At 57.0% G+C, this 24,445-nt stretch carries 25 protein-coding genes and 1 tRNA gene; 14 read left to right on the top strand and 12 right to left on the bottom strand.

All coding sequences use genetic code 11. From position 1 onward, the window contains the following. Positions 1-155: 155 nt before the first annotated feature. Positions 156-458 (bottom strand): hypothetical protein, encoded by a 303-nt coding sequence (locus AC07RO_RS20425; protein ID WP_495086920.1) that lies wholly within the window; start codon positions 456-458, stop codon positions 156-158. 416 nt (positions 459-874) lie between these two features. Between AC07RO_RS20425 and AC07RO_RS20420 the strand changes: the two genes are divergently transcribed. The 4 genes from AC07RO_RS20420 to AC07RO_RS20405 all read left to right on the top strand — a co-directional run bounded on the left by AC07RO_RS20420 (position 875) and on the right by AC07RO_RS20405 (position 2,563). Continuing rightward, positions 875-1,378: an Hcp family type VI secretion system effector gene (locus AC07RO_RS20420; protein ID WP_495086919.1), complete on the top strand. Its 504-nt coding sequence runs from the start codon at positions 875-877 to the stop codon at positions 1,376-1,378. A gap of 10 nt (positions 1,379-1,388) precedes the next feature. Beyond that, a complete protein-coding gene (locus AC07RO_RS20415; RefSeq protein ID WP_410935800.1) occupies positions 1,389-1,820 on the top strand; it encodes an STM2901 family protein in 432 nt (143 codons plus the stop codon). Continuing rightward, a complete protein-coding gene (locus AC07RO_RS20410) occupies positions 1,821-2,237 on the top strand; it encodes a DUF1493 family protein (RefSeq protein WP_495086918.1) in 417 nt (138 codons plus the stop codon). It begins immediately after the preceding gene. 119 nt (positions 2,238-2,356) lie between these two features. Then, positions 2,357-2,563, top strand: a complete 207-nt coding sequence (locus AC07RO_RS20405) for a hypothetical protein (protein WP_495086917.1) — start codon at positions 2,357-2,359, stop codon at positions 2,561-2,563. A gap of 140 nt (positions 2,564-2,703) precedes the next feature. Here the strand turns inward: AC07RO_RS20405 and AC07RO_RS20400 are convergent, their stop codons facing one another. Continuing rightward, a complete protein-coding gene (locus tag AC07RO_RS20400) occupies positions 2,704-2,907 on the bottom strand; it encodes a DUF6021 family protein (protein ID WP_192173349.1) in 204 nt (67 codons plus the stop codon). 392 nt (positions 2,908-3,299) lie between these two features. On the opposite strand from AC07RO_RS20400, the gene AC07RO_RS20395 reads away from it, so the two are divergent. From AC07RO_RS20395 to AC07RO_RS20385, 3 genes are all read left to right on the top strand, one after another. Continuing rightward, positions 3,300-4,478, top strand: a complete 1,179-nt coding sequence (locus AC07RO_RS20395) for a sugar transporter (RefSeq protein WP_192173350.1) — start codon at positions 3,300-3,302, stop codon at positions 4,476-4,478. A 378-nt stretch (positions 4,479-4,856) separates the two neighbouring features. Then, on the top strand, positions 4,857-5,138 hold the full coding sequence (locus tag AC07RO_RS20390) for a hypothetical protein (RefSeq protein ID WP_192173352.1): 282 nt from the start codon (positions 4,857-4,859) through the stop codon (positions 5,136-5,138). A 237-nt stretch (positions 5,139-5,375) separates the two neighbouring features. Further along, entirely contained in the window at positions 5,376-5,648 is a 273-nt protein-coding gene (locus AC07RO_RS20385) for a PA2433 domain-containing protein (RefSeq protein WP_192173353.1), read from the top strand. Between the two features lie 42 nt (positions 5,649-5,690). Here the strand turns inward: AC07RO_RS20385 and AC07RO_RS20380 are convergent, their stop codons facing one another. The 5 genes from AC07RO_RS20380 to AC07RO_RS20360 all read right to left on the bottom strand — a co-directional run bounded on the left by AC07RO_RS20380 (position 5,691) and on the right by AC07RO_RS20360 (position 13,568). Further along, positions 5,691-7,976, bottom strand: a complete 2,286-nt coding sequence (locus tag AC07RO_RS20380) for an Orn/Lys/Arg family decarboxylase (RefSeq protein WP_495086916.1) — start codon at positions 7,974-7,976, stop codon at positions 5,691-5,693. Continuing rightward, positions 7,973-9,382, bottom strand: a complete 1,410-nt coding sequence (potE, locus tag AC07RO_RS20375; RefSeq protein ID WP_495086915.1) for a putrescine-ornithine antiporter — start codon at positions 9,380-9,382, stop codon at positions 7,973-7,975. Before potE ends, AC07RO_RS20380 begins: the two co-directional genes overlap by 4 nt. 420 nt (positions 9,383-9,802) lie before the next feature. Then, complete coding sequence (gene ampE / locus AC07RO_RS20370; protein WP_346628401.1) at positions 9,803-10,639, bottom strand: regulatory signaling modulator protein AmpE; 837 nt, start codon at positions 10,637-10,639, stop codon at positions 9,803-9,805. Between the two features lie 15 nt (positions 10,640-10,654). Further along, complete coding sequence (gene ampD, locus AC07RO_RS20365; RefSeq protein ID WP_495086914.1) at positions 10,655-11,203, bottom strand: 1,6-anhydro-N-acetylmuramyl-L-alanine amidase AmpD; 549 nt, start codon at positions 11,201-11,203, stop codon at positions 10,655-10,657. A 124-nt stretch (positions 11,204-11,327) separates the two neighbouring features. Then, positions 11,328-13,568, bottom strand: coding sequence for a DUF1631 domain-containing protein (locus AC07RO_RS20360; RefSeq protein ID WP_495086913.1), 2,241 nt, complete (start codon positions 13,566-13,568; stop codon positions 11,328-11,330). Positions 13,569-13,952: 384 nt separating this feature from the next. Here AC07RO_RS20360 and nadC point away from each other — a divergent pair, with 384 nt between their 5' ends. Then, the gene (gene nadC / locus AC07RO_RS20355) at positions 13,953-14,801 is read left to right on the top strand and encodes a carboxylating nicotinate-nucleotide diphosphorylase (protein WP_495086912.1); all 849 of its coding nucleotides are present in this window, start codon (positions 13,953-13,955) and stop codon (positions 14,799-14,801) included. 722 nt (positions 14,802-15,523) lie between these two features. On the opposite strand, the gene AC07RO_RS20350 is transcribed toward nadC, so the two are convergent. The 4 genes from AC07RO_RS20350 to AC07RO_RS20335 form a co-directional block, all read right to left on the bottom strand. Beyond that, a complete protein-coding gene (locus AC07RO_RS20350; protein WP_495086911.1) occupies positions 15,524-15,730 on the bottom strand; it encodes a hypothetical protein in 207 nt (68 codons plus the stop codon). A gap of 88 nt (positions 15,731-15,818) precedes the next feature. Beyond that, positions 15,819-16,340 carry a YecR family lipoprotein gene (gene yecR, locus AC07RO_RS20345; protein ID WP_495086910.1) on the bottom strand — a complete coding sequence of 174 codons (522 nt, stop codon included), beginning with the start codon at positions 16,338-16,340 and terminating at the stop codon, positions 15,819-15,821. 463 nt (positions 16,341-16,803) lie between these two features. Further along, a tRNA-Thr gene (locus AC07RO_RS20340) sits at positions 16,804-16,879 on the bottom strand. A 124-nt stretch (positions 16,880-17,003) separates the two neighbouring features. Further along, positions 17,004-17,414, bottom strand: a complete 411-nt coding sequence (locus AC07RO_RS20335) for a pilin (RefSeq protein WP_495086909.1) — start codon at positions 17,412-17,414, stop codon at positions 17,004-17,006. A 226-nt stretch (positions 17,415-17,640) separates the two neighbouring features. Between AC07RO_RS20335 and pilB the strand changes: the two genes are divergently transcribed. From pilB to yacG, 5 genes are read left to right on the top strand one after another with little or no spacing between them, the layout of a single operon-like run. Then, positions 17,641-19,335, top strand: coding sequence for a type IV-A pilus assembly ATPase PilB (gene pilB, locus AC07RO_RS20330; RefSeq protein WP_495086908.1), 1,695 nt, complete (start codon positions 17,641-17,643; stop codon positions 19,333-19,335). Between the two features lie 2 nt (positions 19,336-19,337). Beyond that, entirely contained in the window at positions 19,338-20,555 is a 1,218-nt protein-coding gene (locus AC07RO_RS20325; protein ID WP_495086907.1) for a type II secretion system F family protein, read from the top strand. Between the two features lie 2 nt (positions 20,556-20,557). Continuing rightward, complete coding sequence (locus tag AC07RO_RS20320; RefSeq protein ID WP_495086906.1) at positions 20,558-21,430, top strand: prepilin peptidase; 873 nt, start codon at positions 20,558-20,560, stop codon at positions 21,428-21,430. Further along, the gene (coaE, locus tag AC07RO_RS20315) at positions 21,427-22,047 is read left to right on the top strand and encodes a dephospho-CoA kinase (RefSeq protein WP_495086905.1); all 621 of its coding nucleotides are present in this window, start codon (positions 21,427-21,429) and stop codon (positions 22,045-22,047) included. Before AC07RO_RS20320 ends, coaE begins: the two co-directional genes overlap by 4 nt. After that, a complete protein-coding gene (gene yacG, locus AC07RO_RS20310; protein WP_074888353.1) occupies positions 22,047-22,250 on the top strand; it encodes a DNA gyrase inhibitor YacG in 204 nt (67 codons plus the stop codon). The genes coaE and yacG overlap by 1 nt, the downstream gene beginning before the upstream one ends. 100 nt (positions 22,251-22,350) lie before the next feature. On the opposite strand, the gene AC07RO_RS20305 is transcribed toward yacG, so the two are convergent. After that, on the bottom strand, positions 22,351-22,995 hold the full coding sequence (locus tag AC07RO_RS20305; protein WP_122535388.1) for a hydrolase: 645 nt from the start codon (positions 22,993-22,995) through the stop codon (positions 22,351-22,353). A 153-nt stretch (positions 22,996-23,148) separates the two neighbouring features. On the opposite strand from AC07RO_RS20305, the gene AC07RO_RS20300 reads away from it, so the two are divergent. Next, positions 23,149-24,048 carry a LysR family transcriptional regulator gene (locus tag AC07RO_RS20300; protein WP_192173367.1) on the top strand — a complete coding sequence of 300 codons (900 nt, stop codon included), beginning with the start codon at positions 23,149-23,151 and terminating at the stop codon, positions 24,046-24,048. The last annotated feature ends 397 nt before the right edge of the window (positions 24,049-24,445 follow it).

The raw sequence follows: 24,445 nt of genomic DNA, 5'->3' as shown, positions 1-24,445 counted from the left end.
TAGTGCACTGCAAAGGTGTAGTGATTTACGGCAGCGCAACAACTCGATGCGCTTGCTGAGCTTAGGATTGAAACCGCCAGCGCCAGCATAAGCGGCAGGCTCATCCGATTCTTCAGAAATGATGGGCCGGGGCGGTATTGATCGGCTAAATAGGATCACCTGTCGAGTTGCGCTTGGGCTTCCTGCTCTTGGTCAATGCAACCTGACAATATTTGGTAGCTCCCGCCTACTGCTTTCGCTACTCGATCACAGTAAGCCAGTATTTTTGGTGAAGCGTTCTTGGCAGGGATCTCAGCCCGGGCATCCGCTTCTTGCTCTCGACAGCCAAGCTCGATCTGAGCACTACCCCCCACTGCATCCGAAACTTTTCCACAGTATTTTTTCATATCGTAATCAGCGGCTTGAGAGAAAGCAGGCAGGCAGATAAGGCACAGGATCAGGGAAAGTTTGCGGTGCACAGTCGGAATCCTTTCGTTGGTGAGACCAGACAGTGCCATCATTCGGCTGGGCATTTCAATGACCAGCTTAGGACCTCACAAAATGAATGTATTACGCAGACATCCACTTGGCGCTGATAGAGTCGGCTGCCTTTGCCCTGACAGGTCCCCCCCCCCGGACAGCCCGATGACCGCTCCAACCAGCAAGGGGTTGCCAGCCTGATCCGGTGCCCCGGCCTCCAAGACTAGCCGCAAAGAGCCGCCCTTGGCTCGAATCCAAAAAGACACCTACTGATGTCTGTTTTGCTTGATGCCAATGGCTATGAGCATTCAGGTGCTCTGGCATCTGTTGGTAAGGGTTGGCGAGGTTTGATAGCGGCGTTAAGCTTTGCCCCTGACATCAATCAAGTCGGCACGACCAGTTGCAGGGAGCAGGAATGGCATTTGATACTTTTTTGTGGATAGAAGGTCTTGATGGCGACTCCTCGGACGCCGAGCATAAAAACTGGATAGAGATATCCGCGTATAACCTTGCCGCTACTCAAGCGGTCTCGAGGACCGCGAGCTCGGCTGGCGGTGCCACAGTAGGCCGCGTTTATTTAAGTCACTTCAGCGTTGTAAAACGAGTGGATATTGCAACACCTAAAATACTCGAAGCCTGCTGCGCGGGGCAGCACTTCAAAAAGATAGTAATGAGCGTGCATAGAGCAGGTGGAGAAAAACAAAAATTTCTGGAGATTGTATTCGAGGAAGTTATCATAAGTGGCATCCACAGCGGAAATATTTTCGACGCTGCGGCCTCGTCATTCCCTGAAGACGTCGTATGGTTTGATTATGCCAAAGTCAACATAGTGTACTCCCAGCAAAGCCGCATAACCGGGCTAATCACAGGGCAAATCTCTGCCGGCTGGGACCAAACCCGAAACAACACTTACGCATAAGGACGGTATAGTGCCTAATATATATTGCTATGACGGCGATTGTGGGCTTACGGCGGATCAGTTGCTCTGGGTGATTGCCGCTGAGACGACAATGGAAGAATTTGGTCTAGACGATGTAGCATCTGCGTTGGCAATCGTTAGCGGGGCTAATGTAATTCCAACTCGGGGGAAGCCTGGGGGCGCGATTCCGAACACTTCCGTAGCGTCTGTCCTTTCCCGACGCGTGCTTAGAAAAACAAAGTTCCCTGGCGGGTATCGGGCACCAACAGTTGTTGGAATGTGGCCGCCCAGATTAAGACGAACCCCTTATCTCGCTGCATTCGTAGGGCGTGCCATACCTGTATTCGGATGGGCTTACACTGCCGCCGAGCTAGGCCTAATAGGCTACAAGACTGTCGTTACCTACAACGCTATTGTGCGCCCTGAAGATCAGGTATTTTGAATGAACAATAATGAAGTTGATTACGAACTGCTCGGCAAAATAATAGAGTGCATTCACGAAACCTTTGAATTCAGCGCAGCCGCATTTAGAGATTTAAGTCTATCCACGGATATCAACCGTGATCTAGGCATCGAAGGCGACGACGCCAACGAGCTGATGCCAGAGTTTTTCCAACGGTTCTCGGTGAACATCGATAACTATGACCCTTACAGATACTTCGTGCCAGAAGGTTTTGACCTGCTCTCTTTCAGACGTGGTAAGGAGAGACAGGGGAAGATACCAATTAAGCTAGGGATGTTGTATCTGGCCGCCAAAACACAGACTTGGAATCCGACTCTGCTGGAGCACGTCAGCTACAGCGATATCCCTTTATACAACAGCAAGACCGACATACCGCTGCCAGGGTATGAGATATAGCGGAAAGGGTCGCTGTCGTGAATGGTATGTACCTCAGACCAAAATTATTTGGCCGCGTAGTCAGATTCTCATCCGCAATCGGATTTGGAGCCCCTAACCCCCCAAAACCAGGCTCCTTCATGAAGCTTCAGATCTCGCGTATCTACAGCGGCTTCGCTTACGGGTATTGCACCTTGGATGCGCCGGAAATGTATGGCGTCCATGACTCGGCTCCGATCGCCGCGGCTGACATGTTGCTTTCAGGGACTGCACGTACCGACCTGCCCTATACGACCTATCAGCAGAATGAGCTCGGGGTCATCCCGGTCAAACGCAAACAGCGTTGATCAGCACACCGTTAGCACTCGCTGGCCTGCCGCGAAGCCTTGGCGATCCCGGAAGCGCGACACCGCGATGGCTCGCCGAATGTCAGCCATAAAAAAGCCCCGCTTAAGTCAGCAGGGCTTCTGGATTCAGCGCGAGTCGATCAAACCCCGCCCTTCCCCGGCAGCGGCTCGTCATTACCGCGGCGAGTGGTTGGCTCTTCAGTCACCGGATCGTTCTCGGTCCGCGCGGGTTCGGTCGGGTCTACCTGCGGATCGGAAACATCGGGCGACTCTTCATTGAAGCCAAGCTCTTTGTCCGGATCCGTGTGCGTGGAGGTCCCTGTAAGCGAAGTGTCGTTAGCCATGATTCAATCTCCTCGTTTACGTGCGAGTTATCCGCACCATGACCATCAGAATCCCCTGAGCCCGCCAAGTGCCCCGGATTAGACGGGCGGTTTCGTTCGCGGCGCCTCAGGTTGAAAGCGGATCTCATCACGCCCCACTTCTGTCGCCGCTGCTCAACGCAAGCGCTGCACCACGACTGCGACAAATGAACGCCCCTCTCAACCCGGGCCTGCGTTGTGACAACGTTTACAACGGCGTAGAATCCGCAACATCTCGTCGCATCTCCCCATACTCATAATATTCAGCTGACCGCATGCACCGCCCAGGCAAACGCCTCGAGCGGTCTTCCTGCTTGTCGGCGTTTTTGTTGGGGACGCGGCCAACCGAATTCTTCAGGAGGGCATTCGTTTTAATGAATACCACTAACGCACACACCGGAAGTTGGCTAAGCGTAATCGCGCTGGCCCTGGCGGCCTTCATCTTCAACACCACCGAATTCGTGCCGGTGGGTTTGTTGAGTGCCATCGGCCACAGCTTCGACATGACCACTGCCCAAGTCGGCCTGATGCTGACGGTATATGCGTGGATCGTGTCCCTGACCTCGCTGCCGATGATGCTGCTGACCCGCAACATTGAGCGGCGCAAGTTGCTGTTGTTTGTGTTTCTGACGTTCATCGCCGCCCATGTGATGTCGAGCCTGTCGTCGAGCTTCGGCATGCTGCTGGTCAGTCGCGTCGGTATCGCAGTGGCCCACGCCGTGTTCTGGTCGGTCACCGCATCGCTGGCTGTGCGAGTGGCGCCGGAAGGCAAGCAGGTTCAGGCCCTCGGCCTCCTTGCAACTGGCACCGCCCTGGCGATGGTGCTCGGCATTCCGCTGGGGCGCATGCTGGGCGAAGCGCTGGGGTGGCGCGCAACGTTCCTGGCGATTGCCATTGCCTCGGGTCTTACCGTTCTGGTGCTGATGAAATCGCTTCCGCTACTGCCGAGCCAGAACTCGGGTTCGCTGCGCAGCCTGCCAATGCTGTTCAAACGCCCGGCGCTGATGTCGCTTTATCTGTTGACCGCTCTGGTGGTCACGGCGCAGTTCACGGCCTACAGCTACATCGAACCTTTCGCACAGATCGTGGCGAAGATGAATGGCGACATGACCACCGTGATCCTGTTGCTATTCGGCGGTGCCGGGATCGTGGGGTCGGTGATCTTCAGCCGTTACAACAACCGTTACCCGCGCGGCCTGCTGATCACCGCGATCGGCGCGCTGGCGGCGTGTCTGATTCTGCTGCTGCCGCTGTCCGGCAATGCCTCGTCGATGGGTACGTTGAGTGTGGTCTGGGGCATGGCGATCATGTGCTTTGGTCTGGTGATGCAGTCCAAGGTGCTGGCGATGGCGCCGGATGCCACGGACGTGGCAATGGCACTGCATTCGGGCATCTACAACATTGGCATCGGCGGCGGCGCACTGCTGGGCAGCGTGGTTATCAGCCAGCTCGGCGTGGCCAACATCGGCCTGGTGGGCGGGATGGTCGCGATCAGTGGCTTGCTGCTGGCGTGCCTGGCGACGCATCGGTATGGCGAAACCATTCGGGCGTAGTGACAAACCGCAGGATTAAAGCAGCAGACACACTTGAGTGCGTTTGCTGCGCCCACCGCGCTCCCCTCCATCATTCCCATCGATAACCAACATTCCCGCGAATGCCTTCCGCTCAAAACTCATGGGCGTACCATCGCCCTCACACCCAAACACGAACCGAGGGCAGGAAAAATGATCGTTCATCTCCTTACTTGCTTGACGCTCGCAGCTCTCACCAGCTACGTCGTCGCCCTCAAACTCTTCGATTTGGGATCGGTCGTCATGACCGCAGACGAAGAGGACAGTCGTGTTGTGGCACCGGCCAACTAAGGCCAAGTAGCTGACACTTATCAGCACCTTTCACGCTTTCAACTTTCTGTTAGATGCGGAGCAATCGACATGACCCGAGACGTCACTTTGCACGTTAGTTTTCCCAAGTTCGGGAAGAACTATTACTCACAACATGTCATCGCCCTCAAGAACAGCCACGGTCTCGTTGAGGACAATCGCTTCGGCGGCTTCATGATGCCTTCGGCCGAGAACCACTTCAGCAATGAGGTGGTGGGCTTCAACGATCAGTTCCGGTTTTTGACTGACGTACTGGCCATGCACTTGCTGGAAGTTGAACAGGCCCGACCTGCACGCCAAGCTCGACAGTCAGCTCAGTCGCGCAGCTTGTAAATAGAGTTTTTGCACATTGCCACCCCTGCAGCCAGGTAACCCCGACCTTGGCGACACGGGTGGCTTTTCTTTTTGGGCATCTGCCTGATCCCTGCCGCGGACGCCAATCGGAGCTTATGTCGGCAATCGATAGTCGCGTTTGCTTTGGCACCCACTGGCGGAAATCCGGAATCTGAGGTCTGATGCGGAAAGCTCGTACAGATAACGAGCCACACACTTACCTCTGCGGAAGCCAACATGAAACACGCCCTGCTCGCCGGCTTGCTCCTGACTGCCTGTGCCCTGCCCTTCGCGGCAACTGCCAACGACGACAACAATCAGTGCCAGATGAACCTGAGCAAGGTCCGTGACGCGAAAGTCGCCAACCCCAATCTCAGCGACGCCGTCAAAAGCGATATCGACACCACCGTGCACCGCGCCGAAGCGGCCTTGGCGCGGCACAACGACGATGGCGGGCGTGAGTGTGTAGCGCTGACGCAGCAAGCGCTGCAAAAGGCGCAGAGCAACTGAGTCGGAGGTGCGCCAGCCGCCCCACCTCTGTCAGCGCTGAAGCTATTTCAACACCAGCATTCGATAAACCCCCGCTTCGCTTTCGATACCGTGGGTGTCATGGGTGAAGCCGGGGAACGACCGATCGAAGCTTTCCAGCGCCCGAAGATAGGCCAGCAACGGCCCGTCCGCAGGCCCTGCGTTTTCCCCAGGCATCAGCAGCGGGATGCCTGGCGGATAAGGCACGATGCCCGTCGCGGCAATACGCCCGGCGGCCTCCTCCAAAGTGACCTGCTCCACCTCGTTCTTGACCAATTTCTCGTACGCTTCCACCGGGCTGAATTCCGCCTTGGGTAACGTGCCGAACGCCTTCGACATGGCCGCCGTGGTCTTGGTCTCTTTCATCGCGGCAAAGATGTCTTCCGCCAGATCTTTCAGCCCCATGCCGGCATAGCGCTGCTGATTCGCGGCCAGCAATTCGGGCAGGCAAAGCTCCAGTTCCAGGTTATTGTCGTAGTCGCGTTTGAAGTCGAGCAACGCGTTGACCAGCGTGCCCCATTTGCCCTTGGTGATGCCGATGGAGAACAGGAAAAGGATGGTGAAGTCCGTGGTCTTCTCGACGACGATGCCCTGATGACCCAGATAAGCGCTGAGCACACAGGCCGGAATGCCGAAGTCCATCAGGTTGCCGTCGTCGCCCATGCCCGGGCTGAGGATGGACACCTTGATCGGGTCGAGCATGCAGTAGCCGTCCTCGATGTCGCCGAAGCCGTGCCACACCTCGTTGGGGTGCAAGACCCAGCAATTCGGATCGGTCTTGAGCCGCACCGGATCGACTTCGTGAAACGGAATCGCCGTAGCCCCGACCTGCACTGTAGGCGGCTGCCAGCAGGAAAAAAACCAGTCGTCCTGGCTCAGCATGTCGGTCTGCATGCGCGAAATGACCTGACGGAACGCCACCGCTTCTTCGATGGATTCGTTGGTCAGAATCTGTCCACTTGGCGCTTCCATCATCGCCGAGCTGACATCGCAGGACGCCATGATCGCGTAATTGGGCGAGGTCGACGCGTGCATCATGTAGGACTCGTTGAACCGCCCGTGGGGAATCGGGTTGCGGCCGTTACGGACATGAATCATTGAGGCTTGGGACAGCGCCGCGAGCAGCTTGTGGGTCGACTGCGTGGCGAACACGGTGGGCTTGGAGGAATCGTGATCCTCCGGGCGGCCGTGCATGGCGAAGCGGTCCTTGTACAGCGGGTTGAACCGCGCATAGCCGTACCAGGCTTCGTCGAAATGCAGCCGGTCAACGCTTTGCCCCAGCAGCTCTTCGACGCGGGTGACGTTGTAGGTCAGGCCGTCGTACGTGGAGTTGGTGACGATGGCATGCACCGGCGTCGGGTCGATGTGGCTTTTGACCAGCGGGTTGCTGGCGATGGCGGCCTTGACGCTCTCGGCGCTCAACGTCTGCGGCAGGATCGGGCCGATGATGCCGAAGCGGTTTCGCGTCGGCACCAGGTAGGTCGGGATCGCACCGGACAGCGTCATCGCGTGCTCGGCGGACTTGTGACAGTTGCGGTCGCACAGGGCGATCTGGTCACGGGTCACGCTGGCCATCAGGATCACGCGATTGGACATTGAGGAGCCGTTGGTCACGTAGTACGTGCGGTGGGCGCCGAACACCTTTGCCGCATAACGCTCGCCTTGGCCGATCGGGCCGCTGTGGTCGAGCAACGAGCCCAGTTCGCCGACGGAAATCGACAGGTCCGAGCGCAGCAGGTTCTCGCCGAAAAACTCGTAAAACGCGCGGCCTGCGGTGCTCTTCAGAAACGCCGTGCCGCCAGCGTGGCCCGGGGTGTGCCAGGAATATTCGTAGCTGCGGGCGAACTTCAGCAGCGCGCCGAACATCGGCGGCAGTACTGCCTGACGATAGCGCTCGATGGCCGCCATGATGCGTCCGCTGAGGAAGCGGCTGGTGTCTTCGGGCAGCCAGATGAAGTCATCGGCGTGCTGCATGACGATCAACGGCACACTCGACGCCGTGCTGCGATCGCTGATCAGAAACACCGGCACACGGGTGTTGCGCTCACGCAAGGTGGTGAGCAGATCGATGCATTCCTTGTGGTCGTCGCTGCTGTCCATTTCCCAACTGAGCAACACACACTGGATCGCCGGATCGGAGCTGAGGATCGACTTCGCATCGCTAAGGCTTTCGGAGGTCAGCACGCTGATGGCGCGGTCTTCCACGTCGCTGATCAACTGGATCAGGGCCCGGCCGAACACGCTGCGTTTGTCGGGCTGGCTGCTGACCAGCAGCGCCAGCATGCCGAGCAAGTGTCTGTTGTCGCTCATGGTCGAGTCTCCAGGTTGGCCAGATTCAGGTTATTGACGGGGATCGGCTCGCCGACGATGTGCTGCGCCGCGACGGTCTGGGTGGGTACGCTGTTGTTCAGCGCTTCGAGCCGGATCAGGCGGGTGTTGACGTAACCGAACAGGGTGTAGCCGACGATGGTCGCCACCCCGCCGAGCATCAACGCTTCGGCACCGGAGCTGTACAGCGCCAGATAGCTGTAGGCGGTCGCGATGCCGGCCACGATGTTGGTGATGAGGGCTTTTTGCGGCGGCACGTTGGAGACCTTTTGCAGGGTCATCAGCGTCGCCATCGACAGGATGTACGGCACCAGGTTGGTGACCACCGCGAGATTGACCAAGGTGTCGAACTGCTTGGCCAGGTCGGGGCTGATGGTCAACAGCGCCAGGGCTGTCTGGATCGCCAGCAGGATCAACATGCTGATGATCGGCACGCCATGCTTGTTGGCTTTGGCAAAGATCGGCAGGAAGTATCCGGTGTCCGCCGAGCTTTTGAACACCTGCGCCACCGTGAACTGCCAGCCCAATAGCGAGCCGATGCACGCGAGGACCATGAGCCCCATGATGATGTCGCCGACCATGGGGTTAAACATCTTGGCGAACACCAGCCCGAACGGCGCTGTTGAAGAAACCAGTTCCGCGTTGTCGACGATGCCGGCGATGACGTTGGTCGACACGATGTAGATCACCGCTGCGCCGAGGGTCCCACCGAGCACTGCGATGGGCACGTTCTTCTCGGGGTTTTCCACTGCATCGCCGTTGGCACAAGCTGACTCAAGACCGAGGAACGCCCACAAGGTAATCGCCACCGAAGCGCCCGCGGCCTCGTACCAGGTCTTGTCGTGGGGGTTCCATCCTGCCGCATAGGTGCTGCTGTCAAACCAGAACCAGCCAATGGTCGAAACCAGCACGACGGGCGCAATAACGCCCCATACGGTTACTGCGCCAATCTTGCCGGTAATACTCGCGCCGCCGAAGTTGGCGAACGTGGTGATCCATAACAGCGCGATGGTGGCGAGACCGACTTCAAGCGAACCCAACTTGATATCGAACAGCGTCTGAATATATCCAACTGCAGTGATACTGATCGCCACGTTGGCAATCAACAACGACAAACCGTAGGTGTAGTTGGTGATGTAGTTACCCGACTTGCCGAACGTATATTCCGCGTACCCGCCCATGCCGCCGGTTTTGCGACTGAGCATGCCGCACCGCGCGAAAGCATAGGCCAGAGCCAGCGAGCCGGTGGCCGTGATTAGCCACGAAAGAATGGAAATGCCCCCGACCTCGGCGAGTTTGGTGGGCAACAACACAATGCCGGATCCCAGCATGTTGACCGCAGTCAACATCGTGAGCTGACCCACGCTCATTTTCTTAGCGACTGACATTCCGTTGCCCTATTTGGAAGAAGTGAGAGGGTTTAGCTATAGCAAAGGATTCTTATTAATCAAGAAACAGCCGGCCACTAGTTGCTGGCGACAAGCCATCTTTGCTTAGGCTATTTATGTTTTGGGAAGGTCGAATAACGTTGGAAAGAACTGTTAGTTCAGAGGGATGGCGGCGTCTGACCGGAGGCAAAAGAGGATAGCGTCAGAAATAACAGGGGCATTGATCTATATCAATTGGGTGAAGAATAGCATCTAGGCCATGAAGATCATTTTTCATGATCAGGGATTGAATGGCCTCACTTTGCAGACGCTAATTTGGAGGCCAATCGAACCATGGGAGCCAGCTTGCTCAATCCCACCTAAGCGGCGTTGGCTGCGCGACTGCGCAGCTGCCGGGTAAACGGAGAATCTGGCACGGCTTTAAACAAACAACGTGATCAGCGCAAAGCCGACGTACCAGACGATGGCCGAGCGGATGAGCAATTCCCACAATACATCCAGGCTGTTGACGCCCTCGACGCCCACCACTGGCGCGGGGACCTCACCGGCGACGCAGCCGACTTTGCTGATCAGGTGAGAAGCGCTGATGTTCCAGTTGAGCAGTTCACTGAGCATCACCCGGCTGACCGCGACGAAGTTTCCGACCAGCGCAAAGCTGGCCGCCAGCAAGCGCACCGGCACCCAGTCAAATGCGTGCCTTGCCTGAGTCGCACGTTCGACCAGCGCCGGGGTTTTGCCGTGTTCCGAAGCAAGGGCCAGCAGGCGGTACGCCAACGCGGCAACCGGGCCGAGCACGAAATACCAGAAAATCACTGCGAAGAAGCCTTGGTAGATCTGCCACAGCAAATACGTCTGAGCGCCACCCAATAGCTGCTCTTCATTCTCGGCCTGGACACCCAGATCACGTTCGGCAACCAGCACCGCTGCTTCCTGATCGCCCCGACGACAGGCGTCCCGAAATGAGCCGAGTGTGGCTTTGACGTCGCCACGGCCCAGGCTGTAAATCAGCACCAGCAAATGGATCGGCAACGCGAGCCAGCCATAGGCCACCGAGCCGACAATCACCAATACCAGGGCGAGGACCACCAAAGGCAGCACAACCGTCACCATCAAAATCCACCACGGCCGTTTGGCCGAGCGTGGGTTGGATTCCAGCCGGCTCAATTGAGTGAGCCATGGCCCGTCGCGCTGAATACGCTGGCGCAGGGCCGAGAACTTCTCGACCCAGACCGCCAGCAGCAAAACCAGAAAACTCATTAGCTGTTCCTCACTTCAAACGTCCAGGGCGGCACGAAACCGCGCCCAGTCAAAACACGGACCCGGATCGGTCTTGCGCCCCGGCGCGATATCGCTGTGACCGCATATGCGTTGCGTCGTAATCGCCGGCCAAGCCGTCTGCAACTGGCGGGTCAGTTCGATCAACGACTCATATTGCACGTCGGTGAAGGGTTGATCATCAGTGCCTTCAAGCTCGATGCCAATGGAAAAGTCATTGCACGTCTCGCGCCCCTCGAACACCGACACACCCGCATGCCAAGCACGGTCGAGGCACGACACGAATTGCGTCACCTCGCCGTCGCGCCCAATCAGGAAATGCGCAGAGACCCGCAGCTCGGCGATGCCTTCAAAGTAGGGGTGTTCTGTGACGTCCAGCCGGTTCTGGAAGAATGCCTGGACCTTGCCGGTCTTGAACTGCGCGGGCGGCAGACTGATGTTGTGGATGACCAGCAACGAGATTTCGTTTTCCGGCCGGGCATTGAAATTGGGTGAAGGGCAATGCTGCGCGCCGTGGCACCAGCCGGTGGCAGGGTCCAGATGCATGGGAAGTCCTTAGGGCGTGAAACGACAGCGCGCAGTATGCCCGCGACTGGAAAGGATGTGGATGGCGAATCAGCCTGGAGGTCACGCAGATTCGCAGGCAGAAGTCGTAGGACCTATCTGGCGCTTAGCCCTTGAGCTTGCGCAGATTACCTAGCACCGACTCCAGCGCGCGGTCGAACAGCAGGGCGTCGTCGAGAACACGAATCGTGCCGCGACGGAATTCCACCGCAAGGCCCATACGGGTTTTCTCAAGGACCTTCATGCCGGTGCGATTGACGAACACGAAGCGCCCGCTCGGCTGCACGATCGCCGCCAGCTTGCAACGCAGCTTGTGGGATTCGTCTTCCTGGATCTCGACCCAACTGCCCAGACGAAGCTTTTCGACCTGCAACAAACCTTCGTCGTCAGCAGGCAGCTGCGTCGACGGTTCGTTCTGAATTTGCTCGCCCGGCCCAACCAGCACGATCTCCTCCACCACCGCCATCATCGTCGGGCCGTTAGCTGACTGGGGCTGATCACCTTCCGCATCACCTTTTGGCGTCCGCGCTACATGGCTGAACGCCTGCACGTGCAACACTTCGAGCTGACTGAAGAATTCGCTGGTGGCAAACGGATCAAAAGCGGCGCTGCTCAAGCCGTCGCGCAGGGACTTCAGCAGCCCCGGCACCAGCTCGAGCAAACGCTGTCGCGCTTCCGGCTCATCATGGGGCTCGACGCTCCAGATCAGATCGTCCATGGCCTGGAGGCCTGAAGCCCACTCGCTCGACTGATCACCGTGCTTCAGGCACGTCAGCAACAGGACCTTGCTCCAGGCCTCCTGCAACAGGCGAACAACTACCTGCGGCAGGGTCTTGCCGAGCAGGCGATCGTTCAACGCCTGCTGCACGCGCTGCCGGGCCAACTCGGCCAATGCGCGACCTTGTTCGGCGTCGCGGGTGCGCTGTTCAAGGAGTTCGCTGCGACGACGTTCGTCACTGGTAAAGGCCAGGAAATCCACCAGCAGTTCAGTGAAGATCGCCGGGTCATCGACAAAGTCGTGGAGCAGGCGCTGGACGATCTGATCGATGCGGGCGTAGAGCGAGTCGCGCTGGGTGTCATCGCGACCACCCCAGCCAAGCGCTGCAGAGGCGATTTCGTTCAGCAGCCGGCGCGCAGGGTGGCTGCCACGGCTGAAGAAACTCTTGTCGATGACCGCAACCTTGAGCATCGGAATCTGCAAACGACCGATCAACGCACGCAGCGAACTCGGCAGGTTGCGGTCGTCGAGGATGAACTCAAACAGCATCGAGATGAGGTTGATAACGTCCTCATCCATTGTGCCGACGACGCGAAACTTACCGCTTCTCGCGCTGACCCGGCTGATCAACTGCTCAAGCTGAGCGCGCAGATCGAAATCGTCGCTCTCCTCAACTTTCGGGACGTACTGTTGCAAGTGGGACAGTAGACGCAGCAAGTCCTGGCTGGAAATTGGGCGCGCATCGGTCACCGAATCAGGGCGCGGCGTCAGATGACCACGCACGTGCACCAGTAACTCCTGCAGCGCGGAAAACACGTCCTGCACGCTTTTATCGAGGCTTTCGGTCGCCTGCAGGATGGCGGCGTTGTCGGCACGCACGGCTTCGCTCGAAAGCGGCACGCTGGCAATACGATCAGTCGAGCGGCGGGACGGCAATGCCTTCAATTCCGGCAATACACCTGCGGAAATTAACAACTGGTTGGCTTCCTCATAAAGCTGATCGGCGTTGCTCAAGGCGTACTTCTCAAACAGCTTGAGAATGATCAGCTTCACCTTGATTTCAACGCCCAGACTGCGCCCGGCTTGCAGGAAATAGTCGCACAGCAGCGTCGGGCCCAACGGATTGGTCTCGTCGGTCAACGGCTGGGGGATGAGTACGTTCAAACGTGTGGTCAGCTGACCGAGGGCGATACCGTCGCGACTCATGACCTTGACCACCATCGCGTCAACCGCAACGGTGCGTTCGAGATCATCGTTATGGACCAGTGCAAGCTTGTCGTAGGAAACGGGCTCGGGCATCGGGGGCTCGGCCACTTCGTACTGGCCCAGGCGCAGGAATGCTTCAAAGAACTTGTCGAGGAAATTGCGCTCGATGCTTTTGCGCTTCAAACGCAAGTCGCGCATGGCTTCAAAAAAGATGTTCTGCTCAGCGTTGTTGTGAGCACGGTCGGCCATTTCGAAAAGCGTGTCGTCGGCATTGTCGAACAGCGTCTGCAGGCTTTCCTTCAGTTGCTGGGCGGCCCGGTCACGAACTTGAAGCAGAACGACGGGCAGCCGAGCGACAGGCGAAGAACCGGGATGATCCGCACCTGCCTTCAAGGGCACCACTTTGTTACCGTCGTTCTGCATCAAGGACTCCTTCACACCGTCGACACAACTGCTTTAACAACAGCTACACCCCGCAGCGAAGGAAGACTCGACTCCATTCGGACGGATCTCAAAATTTTATCCCTTGGGATGTTGCAGGCTAACGTCAACGCTATGACGTCAAATACAAGGCGAAAGTATCAGGTAAATCTGGGCCGCTCGCCAGCGGACTCTTCGCCTTAATTGGAATAATAGAAGGCGGCGAAGGGACATGTGCAGCGATAGACCATCAAAATCACAATCTGTCGCATAAGCGAGGAAAAAACCGACAAAGTGCAGGTTATGCATTCGAGTGGACACCTGGCGTACGTAGGTTGGTACACGCGTCTGCCATATACTCGGCGCACTTAGTCCGTGGAGCCTGATATGCCAAACCTACGTCTTGACGCCCTCACTGCCGAAATCGAAGCCAACGTGCGCCGTGCGTTGCTGGAGGATGTGGGCAGTGGCGACATCACCGCGCAGCTGATTCCGGCGGAGCGACTGGCCAAAGCCACCGTCATTTCCCGGGACGCTGCCGTGATTGCCGGCACGGCGTGGGTCGATGCTGTTTTCCGTCAGCTTGATCCGCGCGTCGCCGTGCATTGGCAGATTGTTGACGGCGATCGCGTGCAGCCTAATCAAGCGCTGTTCCACCTGGAAGGTCCCGCCCGCTCCTTGCTGACTGGCGAACGCAGCGCTCTCAACTTTCTGCAGCTGCTGTCAGGCGTTGCCACCCGCGCGCAGCACTACGCTGACATGGTCGCCGACACTCAGGTCAAACTGCTCGACACCCGTAAAACCCTCCCGGGCCTGAGAATGGCGCAGAAATATGCCGTCACCTGCGGCGGCTGTCATAACCACCGCATCGGCTTGTTCGACGCCTTCCTGATCAAGGAAAACCACATCGCCGCGTGTGGCGGCATTGCGGAAGCCATCACGGCCGCGCACAAAATCGCGCCGGGCAAGCCCGTGGAAATCGAAGTGGAAAGCCTCGACGAACTCAAGCAAGCCCTCGACGGTGGCGCTGACATCATCATGCTTGATGAACTGAGCCTGGACGACATGCGCGAAGCCGTGCGCCTCACGGCGGGTCGCGCCAAGCTGGAGGCCAGCGGGGGTGTGACTGACGCGACGTTGCGCACCATTGCTGAGACTGGGGTTGATTACATTTCTATTGGGACGCTGACTAAGGATGTGAAGGCTGTGGATTTGTCGATGAGGTTGAGCATCTGAGATCGCCCCGGCGTCTTTAAGGTTGAACTGCGACGGGTGCTTAGGCTCTGTTTTTATGGGCGCGAGATCCCTGAGATTGAATTGTTAATCAGACCGATGAGGAAATGACGATGGCTGACGAGAAGCAACCTGTCGAACCTGAAGAAGACGTTCCGGCTCACTCGACTGAAGAAGAAAAGGAGCGGTTGAAGGATTTCAATAAGGACGGGATTCCGCCGGGGATTTGTTGATTGGGGATAGGTGATGCGGGCCGCGTAGATTAGAAGGCGATGCGGCCTCCGCCCTCGTTGCACCTTTGCCACGACAACGGTGCATCCTGCGATGACGGAATGACGCTAGTTACCAAAACGTTGCAAACGTGATTCCGATCAAGATGCACGTGAAGAATGCCTCCCCCCTGATGAAGTTGGCGTAGATCAACAGCTGCATTCCGATCGCTGCCGCGACTGATATTCCTCGTATCACAGAACGATTGCTGGAGCCGTTATCGCCCCAATTTACTGGCGCATCCATCGGCGAGCCAGTGTTCATCCAGTCGTATTCAGACCCTTGAAAAAGCGCGTATAGCAGAAGGCAGGCGGCGTACATGCCGTATACGACGATGCGCGTCAAAATCCTTTTGTATCTCATCGCCTGTTCGTCTCCTTCATCGATTCTTGGCTCTGCAGGCTTGCCAAGATACGGACCCAGTGATCGCACCTCTTGGCGATGCTGTTGGCGCGCTAAGAAAAAACGAACTGTTTCGTAGCTACCATCAATGCGACGACTAGAATGGCGAGCCCTACGGCAACAGTCCAATCAGCTTCCGGCGTACAGGCAAGCCATGAGCCCTTCGATGGATACTTGCCTAGCGTGACCAGCCGCACCAAAGGCCAACCGATCGGAAAGCAGGCAATACGAAAAATCTCTTCGATCAGGGTATCAAACATGCTCGCGCATCCTTTTGCTGGGCAGGGAATAATGACCTAGCCATCGCATTGGGCCATGAGAAGGAATAGCGTTTTCATTTAAGCGCTGCTACTGCCCCATAATCATTCGGTAGCGCCGCTGATACTCTTCATACGAGACGTTTTCCTGCATCAGCTTCTGTACTTGCTCGCGCTGGAAATCCTCCTTGCTCATCGGTTGCGCCGCAGCGGCAGGGTTTGGTGCATAGGACGGGGCACGAACCGGAGCAGGAGCCACCGGCGTGCCAGACCCCAAATAATTCAAAGGCTGCGACACCTGCCCCAGATTGCCCAGGCACTGATACTTTTTCGAAACCTGCCAGGCCGAACATTCGCCAAATCCTCGCCGCGCCTGACAAGTTTGCGTCTTCCCACCGAACGGCTCGGCGTCGGCATAGCCCCACAACGCGCATTTGGACTTGGCGATGGTGTACGCCTGATTGTTGTCGACCACCGGCGTTTCCAGACTATTGAAGTCGTAGGCCACATCGATAACGCCGTCCGCGCGGCTTCCGCCTGTTGCATAGAAATTCTTGTGAGTGGAGCAGGCAGCAAGCGAAACAAACAAGCCAGCGATCAAGACTGCGCGCATCTGGACATCCTTGTGTTGAGAAGGGGCAAAAATGTCCGCGGAATATATCAAAGCGTATCGCTGTGGCGGCAGCTTTCAGCCGACAGATAGCTCCGCTTCTGATGTGAGCACAGGTTGCGCACCACTTCACATCACGAGTAACGCACTGCCGGTTATCAGTAACGCGGCACAACGCAACGGCTTGTGTTGCCGTCTTCCGCATTTAATGCGTCTCAAGACTAACTCTCGGAATGCTTTCGGATTTAGCGGGATCGTCTCGAGGTAGACAAAATTCCGTATCCGCATCACGCCATTTAGTCAGGCGAATTCGTCCTCGCACCGGACGCTAAGCGTACCGACGCCAGCCAATCGGCAAAATACTCACTGTGAGGACGGCATTCCGATGGAGGTTCGCTGGTTGGTGGATTGTTGCAGACGTTCTAACGAAAAAGCCCGGTCTTGAGGACCGGGCTTTTCGTGTTTTTGGTGCCGAAAATAGGAATCGAACCTACGACCTTCGCGTTACGAGTGCGCTGCTCTACCGACTGAGCTATTTCGGCGATATACCACGACTACTTCATTCAAGAATCAATGGATTAATGAATCCTATTCTAAGAGTATGCCGTGAACAAAGCACGCGGACAGGAAAGCGATAGCAACCTGATCCCCTTATGCCCTATTAAATTACTTAACATAACCGTTGGTGACACAGGCTCCACTGTAAGCCCAAGTAGTGTTGGCGCTAACAGTCGGAGTGAGAACGCAAGTATCTGTGGTCTGGATGCCTTTATAAGCCTTCGGCGTAGCCGTAATTACGCCGTCTTTACCAACTGCAATGCTATCCAAGGCTTGGCCAGTCGGAGATGCAGAGATTCCAACCAATGCCAGAGAATTGCACGCAGCAGCGGAGTCACCGTTCTGCTGAATACACAAGGCGACTGCGGTCTTCACCGAGCCCATGGCGCTAGTCACCTCTGTGTAGGCAGCGCGCTTGATATAGTTCTGGTACGCAGGCAACGCTACCGCAGCCAAGATACCGATGATCGCCACAACAATCATAAGCTCTATCAGTGTGAAGCCTTTTTGGGATTTCATTGCTACTACTCCAAGCGTCAATTTAGGTGTTGTACGTATGGGTTAAAGCACAGGGCATGCCAGCTTCGAGGATGGCCCTGAGTAGCACGACGATCTGCCTCGTGCGCTCATTTCTTCGGCTGTAACGCCGCACTAACTGACAATTTTCGTCACTCGAGCGTTGCGCATTTGGCAGCCAAGCCCTACTACGCTATAAACGGTCCAATGTCTGGGTTTGGTGGCTGTAATGTCTGATGTCGTGTTAACCGGTTTGGCCAAGCAACTCGTTGTTGCTGAGTTACTCACTGAAAGCGCTGCTCAGAAGGCTTATGAACAGGCGCGGCGGGACAAGGTTTCCCTTGTGCACCACCTCGTCGAAAACAAGCTCCTGAAAAGCATAACCTTGGCGGAAATCGCTTCGGAGCAGTTCGGCATACCGTTCCTAGATCTCAGCACGCTTGAAAAAGAAAGCCAGCCTAGGGGGCTCATTAGCGAGAAGCTGATACGTCAACATTGCGCGCTGCCCATATGGCGCCGGGGCAACAAGCTTTTTGTGGGGATTTCCGATCCGACCAATCATCAAGCAATCACTGATATCCAGTTCAGCACAGGCCTTACAACTGAGGCGATCTTGGTTGAGGACGATAAGCTCATCAGCGCAATCGAGAAGTTCCTCGACAGCCACTCCGGGATGGGAGACCTCAGCGATGTGGATCTTGGTCTGGAGATTGAGACTGTCGATGAGAGCAAGGAAAAAGCTATTGGCGGACAGGACGCTGACGACGCGCCGGTGGTCCGCTTCGTCAATAAAATGCTCATGGACGCTATTCGCTTAGGTTCATCTGATCTGCATTTTGAACCTTACGAAAAAATCTTTCGGGTAAGACTCCGTACTGACGGCATTCTTCATGAAGTCGCAAAACCGCCCATTCACTTGGCTGGGCGGATTGCCGCGCGCCTTAAAGTCATGGCCAGCCTAGACATCTCTGAGCGTCGAAAGCCTCAGGACGGTCGCATCAAACTGAGAATATCTAAAAACCGCGCCATCGATTTCCGGGTCAACACGCTGCCCACACTATGGGGCGAAAAGATTGTTATGCGGATTCTGGACCCTACCACTGCACAAATGGGCATCGACGCGCTTGGGTATGAGCCTGAACAAAAGGCGCTTTACCTTGAGGCTCTCCGCCAACCGCAAGGCATGATCCTTGTCACAGGCCCGACTGGCTCGGGTAAAACAGTGTCGCTTTATACCGGATTGAATATTCTCAACACTGTCGATATCAATATCTCGACGGCCGAGGACCCGGTCGAAATCAATCTCGAAGGCATCAACCAGGTCAACGTCAATCCACGTCAGGGGATGGACTTCTCTCAGGCGCTGCGGGCGTTTCTGCGTCAGGATCCTGACGTAATCATGGTGGGTGAAATCCGAGATTTGGAAACAGCCGAAATCGCAATCAAGGCTTCGCAAACCGGCCACATGGTTTTGTCCACGCTGCACACCAATAGCGCGGCTGAAACTCTCACCCGCCTACACCATATGGGCGTGGCAGCGTTCAACATTGCGACCGCGATCAACCTGATCATTGCTCAACGCCTCGCCCGGAAATTGTGTCCGCATTGCAAAAAGGAAGTCGAAATCCCTCGGGAGACATTGGTTGCTGAAGGTTTCCCCGAGTCGCAAATCGGCTCATTCAAGCTTTACTCTCCAGTGGGCTGCGAGCACTGCAACGGCGGTTACAAGGGCCGAGTAGGTATTTACGAAGTGGTGAAGAGCACGCCTGCGCTAGAGCGCATCATCATGGAGGAAGGTAACTCGATCCAGATTTCCGAACAGATGCGCAAAGACGGATATGATGATTTGCGCACCTCGGGGCTTCGCAAAGCCATGCAGGGTCTGACGAGTCTTGAGGAAATAAACAGGGTGACCAAGGATTAAGCATGGCGACCAAAGCAGTAAAAGTCAGTGTCTATGCTTGGGAAGGGCTGGATAAGAAAGGGACGAAACTCACTGGCGAAATCAATGGGCACAACCCTGCGCTGGTGAAAGCCCAGCTGCGTAAGCAGGGAATCAACCCGACCAAAGTCCGTAAAAAGTCCGTCTCGATCTTCGGTAAAGGCAAGAAGATAAAGCCCCTCGACATCGCTTTTTTCAGCCGGCAGATGGCGACAATGATGAAAGCCGGTGTGCCGCTTCTACAGTCCTTCGACATCATTAGCGAGGGCCATGACAATCCGAACATGCGCAAGCTCGTCGACGATATCAAACAGGAGGTTGCTGCAGGGCACAGCTTCGCCACGGCGCTACGGCAGAAGCCGTTATATTTCGATGATCTTTTCTGCAATTTGGTTGACGCCGGTGAACAGGCGGGTGCGCTCGAGTCGTTGCTGGATCGCGTCGCGACTTACAAGGAAAAGACCGAATCGCTGAAGGCAAAGATCAAAAAAGCGATGACCTACCCGATCGCTGTAGTTGTCGTTGCGTTTATCGTAACTGGGATCCTTCTGCTCAAGGTGGTACCCCAGTTTCAAAGCATCTTCGAGGGTTTCGGAGCAAAACTGCCGGCTTTTACCATGATGGTGATAGGGCTATCTCAGATTGTGCAGGACTACTGGTGGATTTTGCTTGCAGGGATCGCGCTGAGCATTTTCTTGTTTCGACGTGCCCACAGAACGTCCGAGAAATTTCGGAATGGACTGGACAGGGCGCTTTTGAAAGTACCTGTGATCGGTCCTCTGTTATATAAGTCCGCAGTCGCCCGTTATGCTCGGACTCTGTCGACAACCTTCGCCGCCGGCGTCCCGCTGGTCGAAGCGCTCGACTCGGTCGCAGGCGCGACCGGCAACGTCGTGTTCAAAAACGCCGTCAACAAGGTAAAACAAGACGTCTCCACCGGCATGCAGCTCAACTTCTCCATGCGCAGCACTGGCGTCTTCCCCATGCTGGCCGTCCAAATGACCGCCATCGGCGAAGAATCCGGCGCACTCGACTCAATGCTCGATAAGGTTGCGACTTACTACGAGGACGAGGTCGACAACATGGTCGACAGCCTGACAAGCCTCATGGAACCAATGATCATGGCCTTCCTTGGAGTCATCGTCGGCGGGCTCGTCATCGCGATGTATCTCCCCATCTTCCAGCTCGGAAACGTCGTCTAACCATGCCCCTCCTCGACCTCCTGGCCAGCTCCCCGCTGGCCTTCGTTTTATGCGCACTCGTCTTGGGCCTGCTAGTCGGCAGCTTCCTCAACGTAGTCGTCTACCGCCTGCCCAAAATTATGATCCGCGACTGGAAAATCCAATCCCGGGAAATGCTCGACCTCCCCCCCGAGCCGCAACCAGAAACCTTCAACCTCATCCTCCCCCACTCCCGCTGCCCGCACTGCTCACACAAAATCCGCGCATGGGAAAACATTCCGGTCGTGAGCTACCTGTTCCTCGGCGGCAAGTGCTCCCAATGCAAAGCCCCCATCAGCAAGCGTTACCCGCTCGTTGAATTGGCGTGCGGCTTAATCTCAGCCTTCATCGCCTGGCATTTCGGTTTCGGCTGGCAGGCAGCAGCAATGCTTATGCTGACGTGGGGGTTGTTGTCGATGAGTCTGATCGACGCCGATCACCAGCTTCTGCCGGACGCAATCGTATTGCCACTGTTGTGGCTGGGCCTGATCGTAAATGCGTTTGGGCTGTTCACGTCGCTGACCGATGCGCTGTGGGGCGCGGTCGCGGGGTATCTGGTGTTGTGGTGTGTGTTCTGGCTGTTCAAGTTGATCACCGGCAAGGAGGGCATGGGTTACGGCGATTTCAAGTTGCTGGCCATGCTCGGCGCGTGGGGCGGGTGGCAGATTTTGCCGCTGACGATTCTGCTGTCGTCGATTGTCGGGGCGGTGTTGGGGCTGATTCTGCTGCGCTTGCGCAATGTCGAAACCAGCACGCCGATCCCCTTCGGTCCTTATCTGGCCCTCGCGGGGTGGATCGCATTGCTCTGGGGTGATCAAATAACGACTTCGTATTTGCAGATCGCCGGTTTCAGATGACTTCTCCTGCGTCAAAACCCTGGATTCTGGGCCTCACCGGTGGCATCGGCAGCGGCAAGAGTGCGGCAGCTCAGTGCTTCGTCGATCTCGGCGTGCATTTGGTGGACGCCGATAACGCTGCCCGATGGGTCGTTGAGCCCGGTCGCCCTGCCCTGACGCAGATTGCCGAGCACTTCGGCGCCAGCGTGTTGCAGGCCGATGGAACGTTGAATCGAGCCGCGTTGCGCGAGCTGATTTTCAAGGATCCGCAGCAGCGGGTCTGGCTCGAAAGCCTGCTGCATCCGCTGATCCGCGAAGAAATCCGTCAGTACTTGGCACGCGCTGAGTCGGCTTACGCGATTCTGGTGTCGCCGCTGCTGCTGGAGACTTCTCAGCACCAGATGGTGCAGCGGGTGTTGGTCATTGATGTGCCGGAATCGGTGCAGATCGAGCGCACGGTGTTGCGCGACAAGACCAACGGGGAGCAGGTGCGGGCGATTCTTAAGGCGCAGGCCAGTCGCGAGGAGCGCTTGAGCCGGGCCGATGATGTGATCGTCAATGACCGTGACCCGGCCTGGCTGAAAAGCGAAGTCGAGCGTCTGCATCACTTTTATTTAACTTTGCGTGGAGGCCAATGATGAGCCAACCAATGACCGTCGATTGCCCAACCTGCGGAGCGCCCGTGGAGTGGACGCCGGAGAGTAAATTCCGGCCATTCTGTTCGGACCGTTGCAAGCTGATCGACCTGGGCGCCTGGGCGTCGGAAGAACATGCGATTCCGGTGGCGCCGGACGCTGAAGACGAACTGTTTTCAGGTGACCTCGACCCTCGTCAGCATTGATTTAACTCAGTGGCCGGATGGCCCGCGACCCGCATTAAATCGCAAAAACGAAAAAAGCTTCGCGACCTTAATCGCGAAGCTTTTTTTGTGGCCGAGGGTTTTAGCCCAACTTACGCTGCGGCGCGCCGTGAACCATGGTGTAGGCGTAGTCGACGCCCATGCCGTAGGCCCCGCTGTGTTCCAGGACCAGTTCCATGACCGCTTCGTAGGTTTCCTTGTGAGCCCAGTCGCGCTGGAATTCGAGCAGCACCTGCTGCCAGGTCACCGGCACTGCGCCTGCCTGAATCATTCGCTGCACCGACATGTCGTGGGCTTCTTTGGTCGTGCCGCCGGAAGCGTCAGTGACGATGTACACCTCGTAGCCTTCAGCCAATGCGTCCAGCGTCGGGAAGTTCAGGCAGACCTCGGTCCAGAGCGCGGCGATGATCAGCTTCTTGCGGCCGGTCGCCTTGACCGCTTCCACCAGCTTCTTGTCTTCCCACGAGTTCATCGAGGTGCGCTCGATCGGCTGCTGATCCGGGAACACCGCCAGCAGTTCAGGCCAGATGAAACCGCTGAAGCTCTTGGTTTCGACCGAGGTGTAGATGGTCGGCACGTTGAAGATCTTGGCGGCTTTGGCCAAGCCGACGGTGTTGTTCTTCAGCGTCTGGCGGTCGATCGACTGAACGCCGAAAGCCATCTGCGGCTGGTGGTCGATCAGGATCAGAGCAGCGTTGGTTGGGTTCAGCAGCTCGCGAATGGACATGGGTAGATTCCTTAGTAGTCAGCAGTGAGTTCGATATGGGTTAGCCGCTGCGCTGGTTGCTTGGCGGCTGGCTTGGGAGTGAATTTACGGACTGGCTGCTTAAGGAACAATCCCATAAAATCGGGACTCATTGTTTCCAATTCAGGGACGGTCATGGATCGCATCGAATGCATGCGCGCTTTTGTTGCCACGGTGGGTGCCAATGGCTTTGCCGCCGCGGCCCGCGCGCTCGACGTACCGCGCTCGAAAATCAGTAAGCAGATTCAGGCGCTGGAAGAGGCCATCGGCGTGCAGTTGCTGCAGCGCACCACGCGCAGCCTGCATCTGACGGAAGCGGGCGCTGAGTACTACGACGCGTGTCGGGATGTCATCGCTTCGCTGGACGAAGCCGAGCAACGGGCGCGGACCGGCATGGATGAGATACGCGGCGTGTTGCGGGTCAACGCGCCGATGTCGTTTGGGCTGAGACGTCTGGGGCCGCTGATTCCGCGCTTCAACGAATTGCATCCGAACGTCGAGCTGCAAGTGGTGTTGAGCGATCAGCAGGTGGATCCGGTCAAGGGCGGTTTTGACGTGACGATTCGTATCGCCAGCCTGCCGGATTCGTCGATGATCGCGCGCTCACTGGCCCCGGCGCCGAGGATCATGGTGGCCTCGCCCGATTACCTGGCGCGCGAAGGCACGCCGCAAACGCCGAAGGATCTGGCACACCACAAGTGCCTGAGCTACGGCTATCTGCAGAGCGGCGTGAGTTTGCAGTTGTGCAACGGCAAGGAAACCCAGCGGGTGACTGTGAGCGGGCCATTACACGCGAACAACGGTGACATCCTGGCGCAGGCGGCCGTGGCGGGAATGGGCATCGCGCTGCTGCCCAACTTTATCGTCGAGCGCGCGGTGGCGGATGGACGCTTGGTGCCGGTGCTGTGCGATTGGGAAGCGCCGGCCATTACGGTCAACGCGGTGTATCCCTCGTCCCGGCGGGTGCCGATGAAGACCCGGGCGTTTATTGATTTTCTGGTGGCTGAGCTGTCGGTTGAATCCGGGGCGTTTTGACACTGACCCTTAGGGAGCTCGCTGGCGAAGAAGCGGGTACAACCGCTGATTTTTCAGCGGCTGAAATGCCATCTTCGTGAGCAAGCTCACTCCCACAAGTCCGTGATCTACCCAGAGTTCTCGGGTATGGCGCCGATCCTGTGGGAGCGAGCTTGCTCGCGAAGAGAGAGGACCATCCGCTGAATATCCAGCGGCTGGAAAGCCATCTTCGTGAGCAAGCTCACTCCCACAAGTCCGTGATCTAACCCAGGATTCTTGGGTATGACGCACATCATGTGGGAGCGAGCTTGCTCGCGAAGAGAGAGGACCATCCGCTGAGTATCCAGCGGCTGGAAAGCCATCTTCGTGAGCAAGCTCACTCCCACAAGTCCGTGATCTAACCCAGGATTCTTGGGTA

The sequence above is a fragment of the Pseudomonas sp. GW821-FHT07F05 genome, assembly GCF_059418765.1.
This window is presented reverse-complemented; position numbering and strand designations above follow the sequence as displayed.

Bases quoted from the DNA above. Each gene is read 5' to 3' on its own strand.
- AC07RO_RS20420 (WP_495086919.1), top strand. From the start codon at position 875: ATGGCATTTGATACTTTTTTGTGGATAGAAGGTCTTGATGGCGACTCC.
- AC07RO_RS20410 (WP_495086918.1), top strand. From the start codon at position 1,821: ATGAACAATAATGAAGTTGATTACGAACTGCTCGGCAAAATAATAGAG.
- AC07RO_RS20405 (WP_495086917.1), top strand. From the start codon at position 2,357: ATGAAGCTTCAGATCTCGCGTATCTACAGCGGCTTCGCTTACGGGTAT.
- AC07RO_RS20400 (WP_192173349.1), bottom strand. From the start codon at position 2,907: ATGGCTAACGACACTTCGCTTACAGGGACCTCCACGCACACGGATCCG.
- AC07RO_RS20395 (WP_192173350.1), top strand. From the start codon at position 3,300: ATGAATACCACTAACGCACACACCGGAAGTTGGCTAAGCGTAATCGCG.
- AC07RO_RS20390 (WP_192173352.1), top strand. From the start codon at position 4,857: ATGACCCGAGACGTCACTTTGCACGTTAGTTTTCCCAAGTTCGGGAAG.
- AC07RO_RS20385 (WP_192173353.1), top strand. From the start codon at position 5,376: ATGAAACACGCCCTGCTCGCCGGCTTGCTCCTGACTGCCTGTGCCCTG.
- AC07RO_RS20380 (WP_495086916.1), bottom strand. From the start codon at position 7,976: ATGAGCGACAACAGACACTTGCTCGGCATGCTGGCGCTGCTGGTCAGC.
- potE (WP_495086915.1), bottom strand. From the start codon at position 9,382: ATGTCAGTCGCTAAGAAAATGAGCGTGGGTCAGCTCACGATGTTGACT.
- ampE (WP_346628401.1), bottom strand. From the start codon at position 10,639: ATGAGTTTTCTGGTTTTGCTGCTGGCGGTCTGGGTCGAGAAGTTCTCG.
- ampD (WP_495086914.1), bottom strand. From the start codon at position 11,203: ATGCATCTGGACCCTGCCACCGGCTGGTGCCACGGCGCGCAGCATTGC.
- AC07RO_RS20360 (WP_495086913.1), bottom strand. From the start codon at position 13,568: ATGCAGAACGACGGTAACAAAGTGGTGCCCTTGAAGGCAGGTGCGGAT.
- nadC (WP_495086912.1), top strand. From the start codon at position 13,953: ATGCCAAACCTACGTCTTGACGCCCTCACTGCCGAAATCGAAGCCAAC.
- AC07RO_RS20350 (WP_495086911.1), bottom strand. From the start codon at position 15,730: ATGTTTGATACCCTGATCGAAGAGATTTTTCGTATTGCCTGCTTTCCG.
- yecR (WP_495086910.1), bottom strand. From the start codon at position 16,340: ATGCGCGCAGTCTTGATCGCTGGCTTGTTTGTTTCGCTTGCTGCCTGC.
- AC07RO_RS20335 (WP_495086909.1), bottom strand. From the start codon at position 17,414: ATGAAATCCCAAAAAGGCTTCACACTGATAGAGCTTATGATTGTTGTG.
- pilB (WP_495086908.1), top strand. From the start codon at position 17,641: ATGTCTGATGTCGTGTTAACCGGTTTGGCCAAGCAACTCGTTGTTGCT.
- AC07RO_RS20325 (WP_495086907.1), top strand. From the start codon at position 19,338: ATGGCGACCAAAGCAGTAAAAGTCAGTGTCTATGCTTGGGAAGGGCTG.
- AC07RO_RS20320 (WP_495086906.1), top strand. From the start codon at position 20,558: ATGCCCCTCCTCGACCTCCTGGCCAGCTCCCCGCTGGCCTTCGTTTTA.
- coaE (WP_495086905.1), top strand. From the start codon at position 21,427: ATGACTTCTCCTGCGTCAAAACCCTGGATTCTGGGCCTCACCGGTGGC.
- yacG (WP_074888353.1), top strand. From the start codon at position 22,047: ATGAGCCAACCAATGACCGTCGATTGCCCAACCTGCGGAGCGCCCGTG.
- AC07RO_RS20305 (WP_122535388.1), bottom strand. From the start codon at position 22,995: ATGTCCATTCGCGAGCTGCTGAACCCAACCAACGCTGCTCTGATCCTG.
- AC07RO_RS20300 (WP_192173367.1), top strand. From the start codon at position 23,149: ATGGATCGCATCGAATGCATGCGCGCTTTTGTTGCCACGGTGGGTGCC.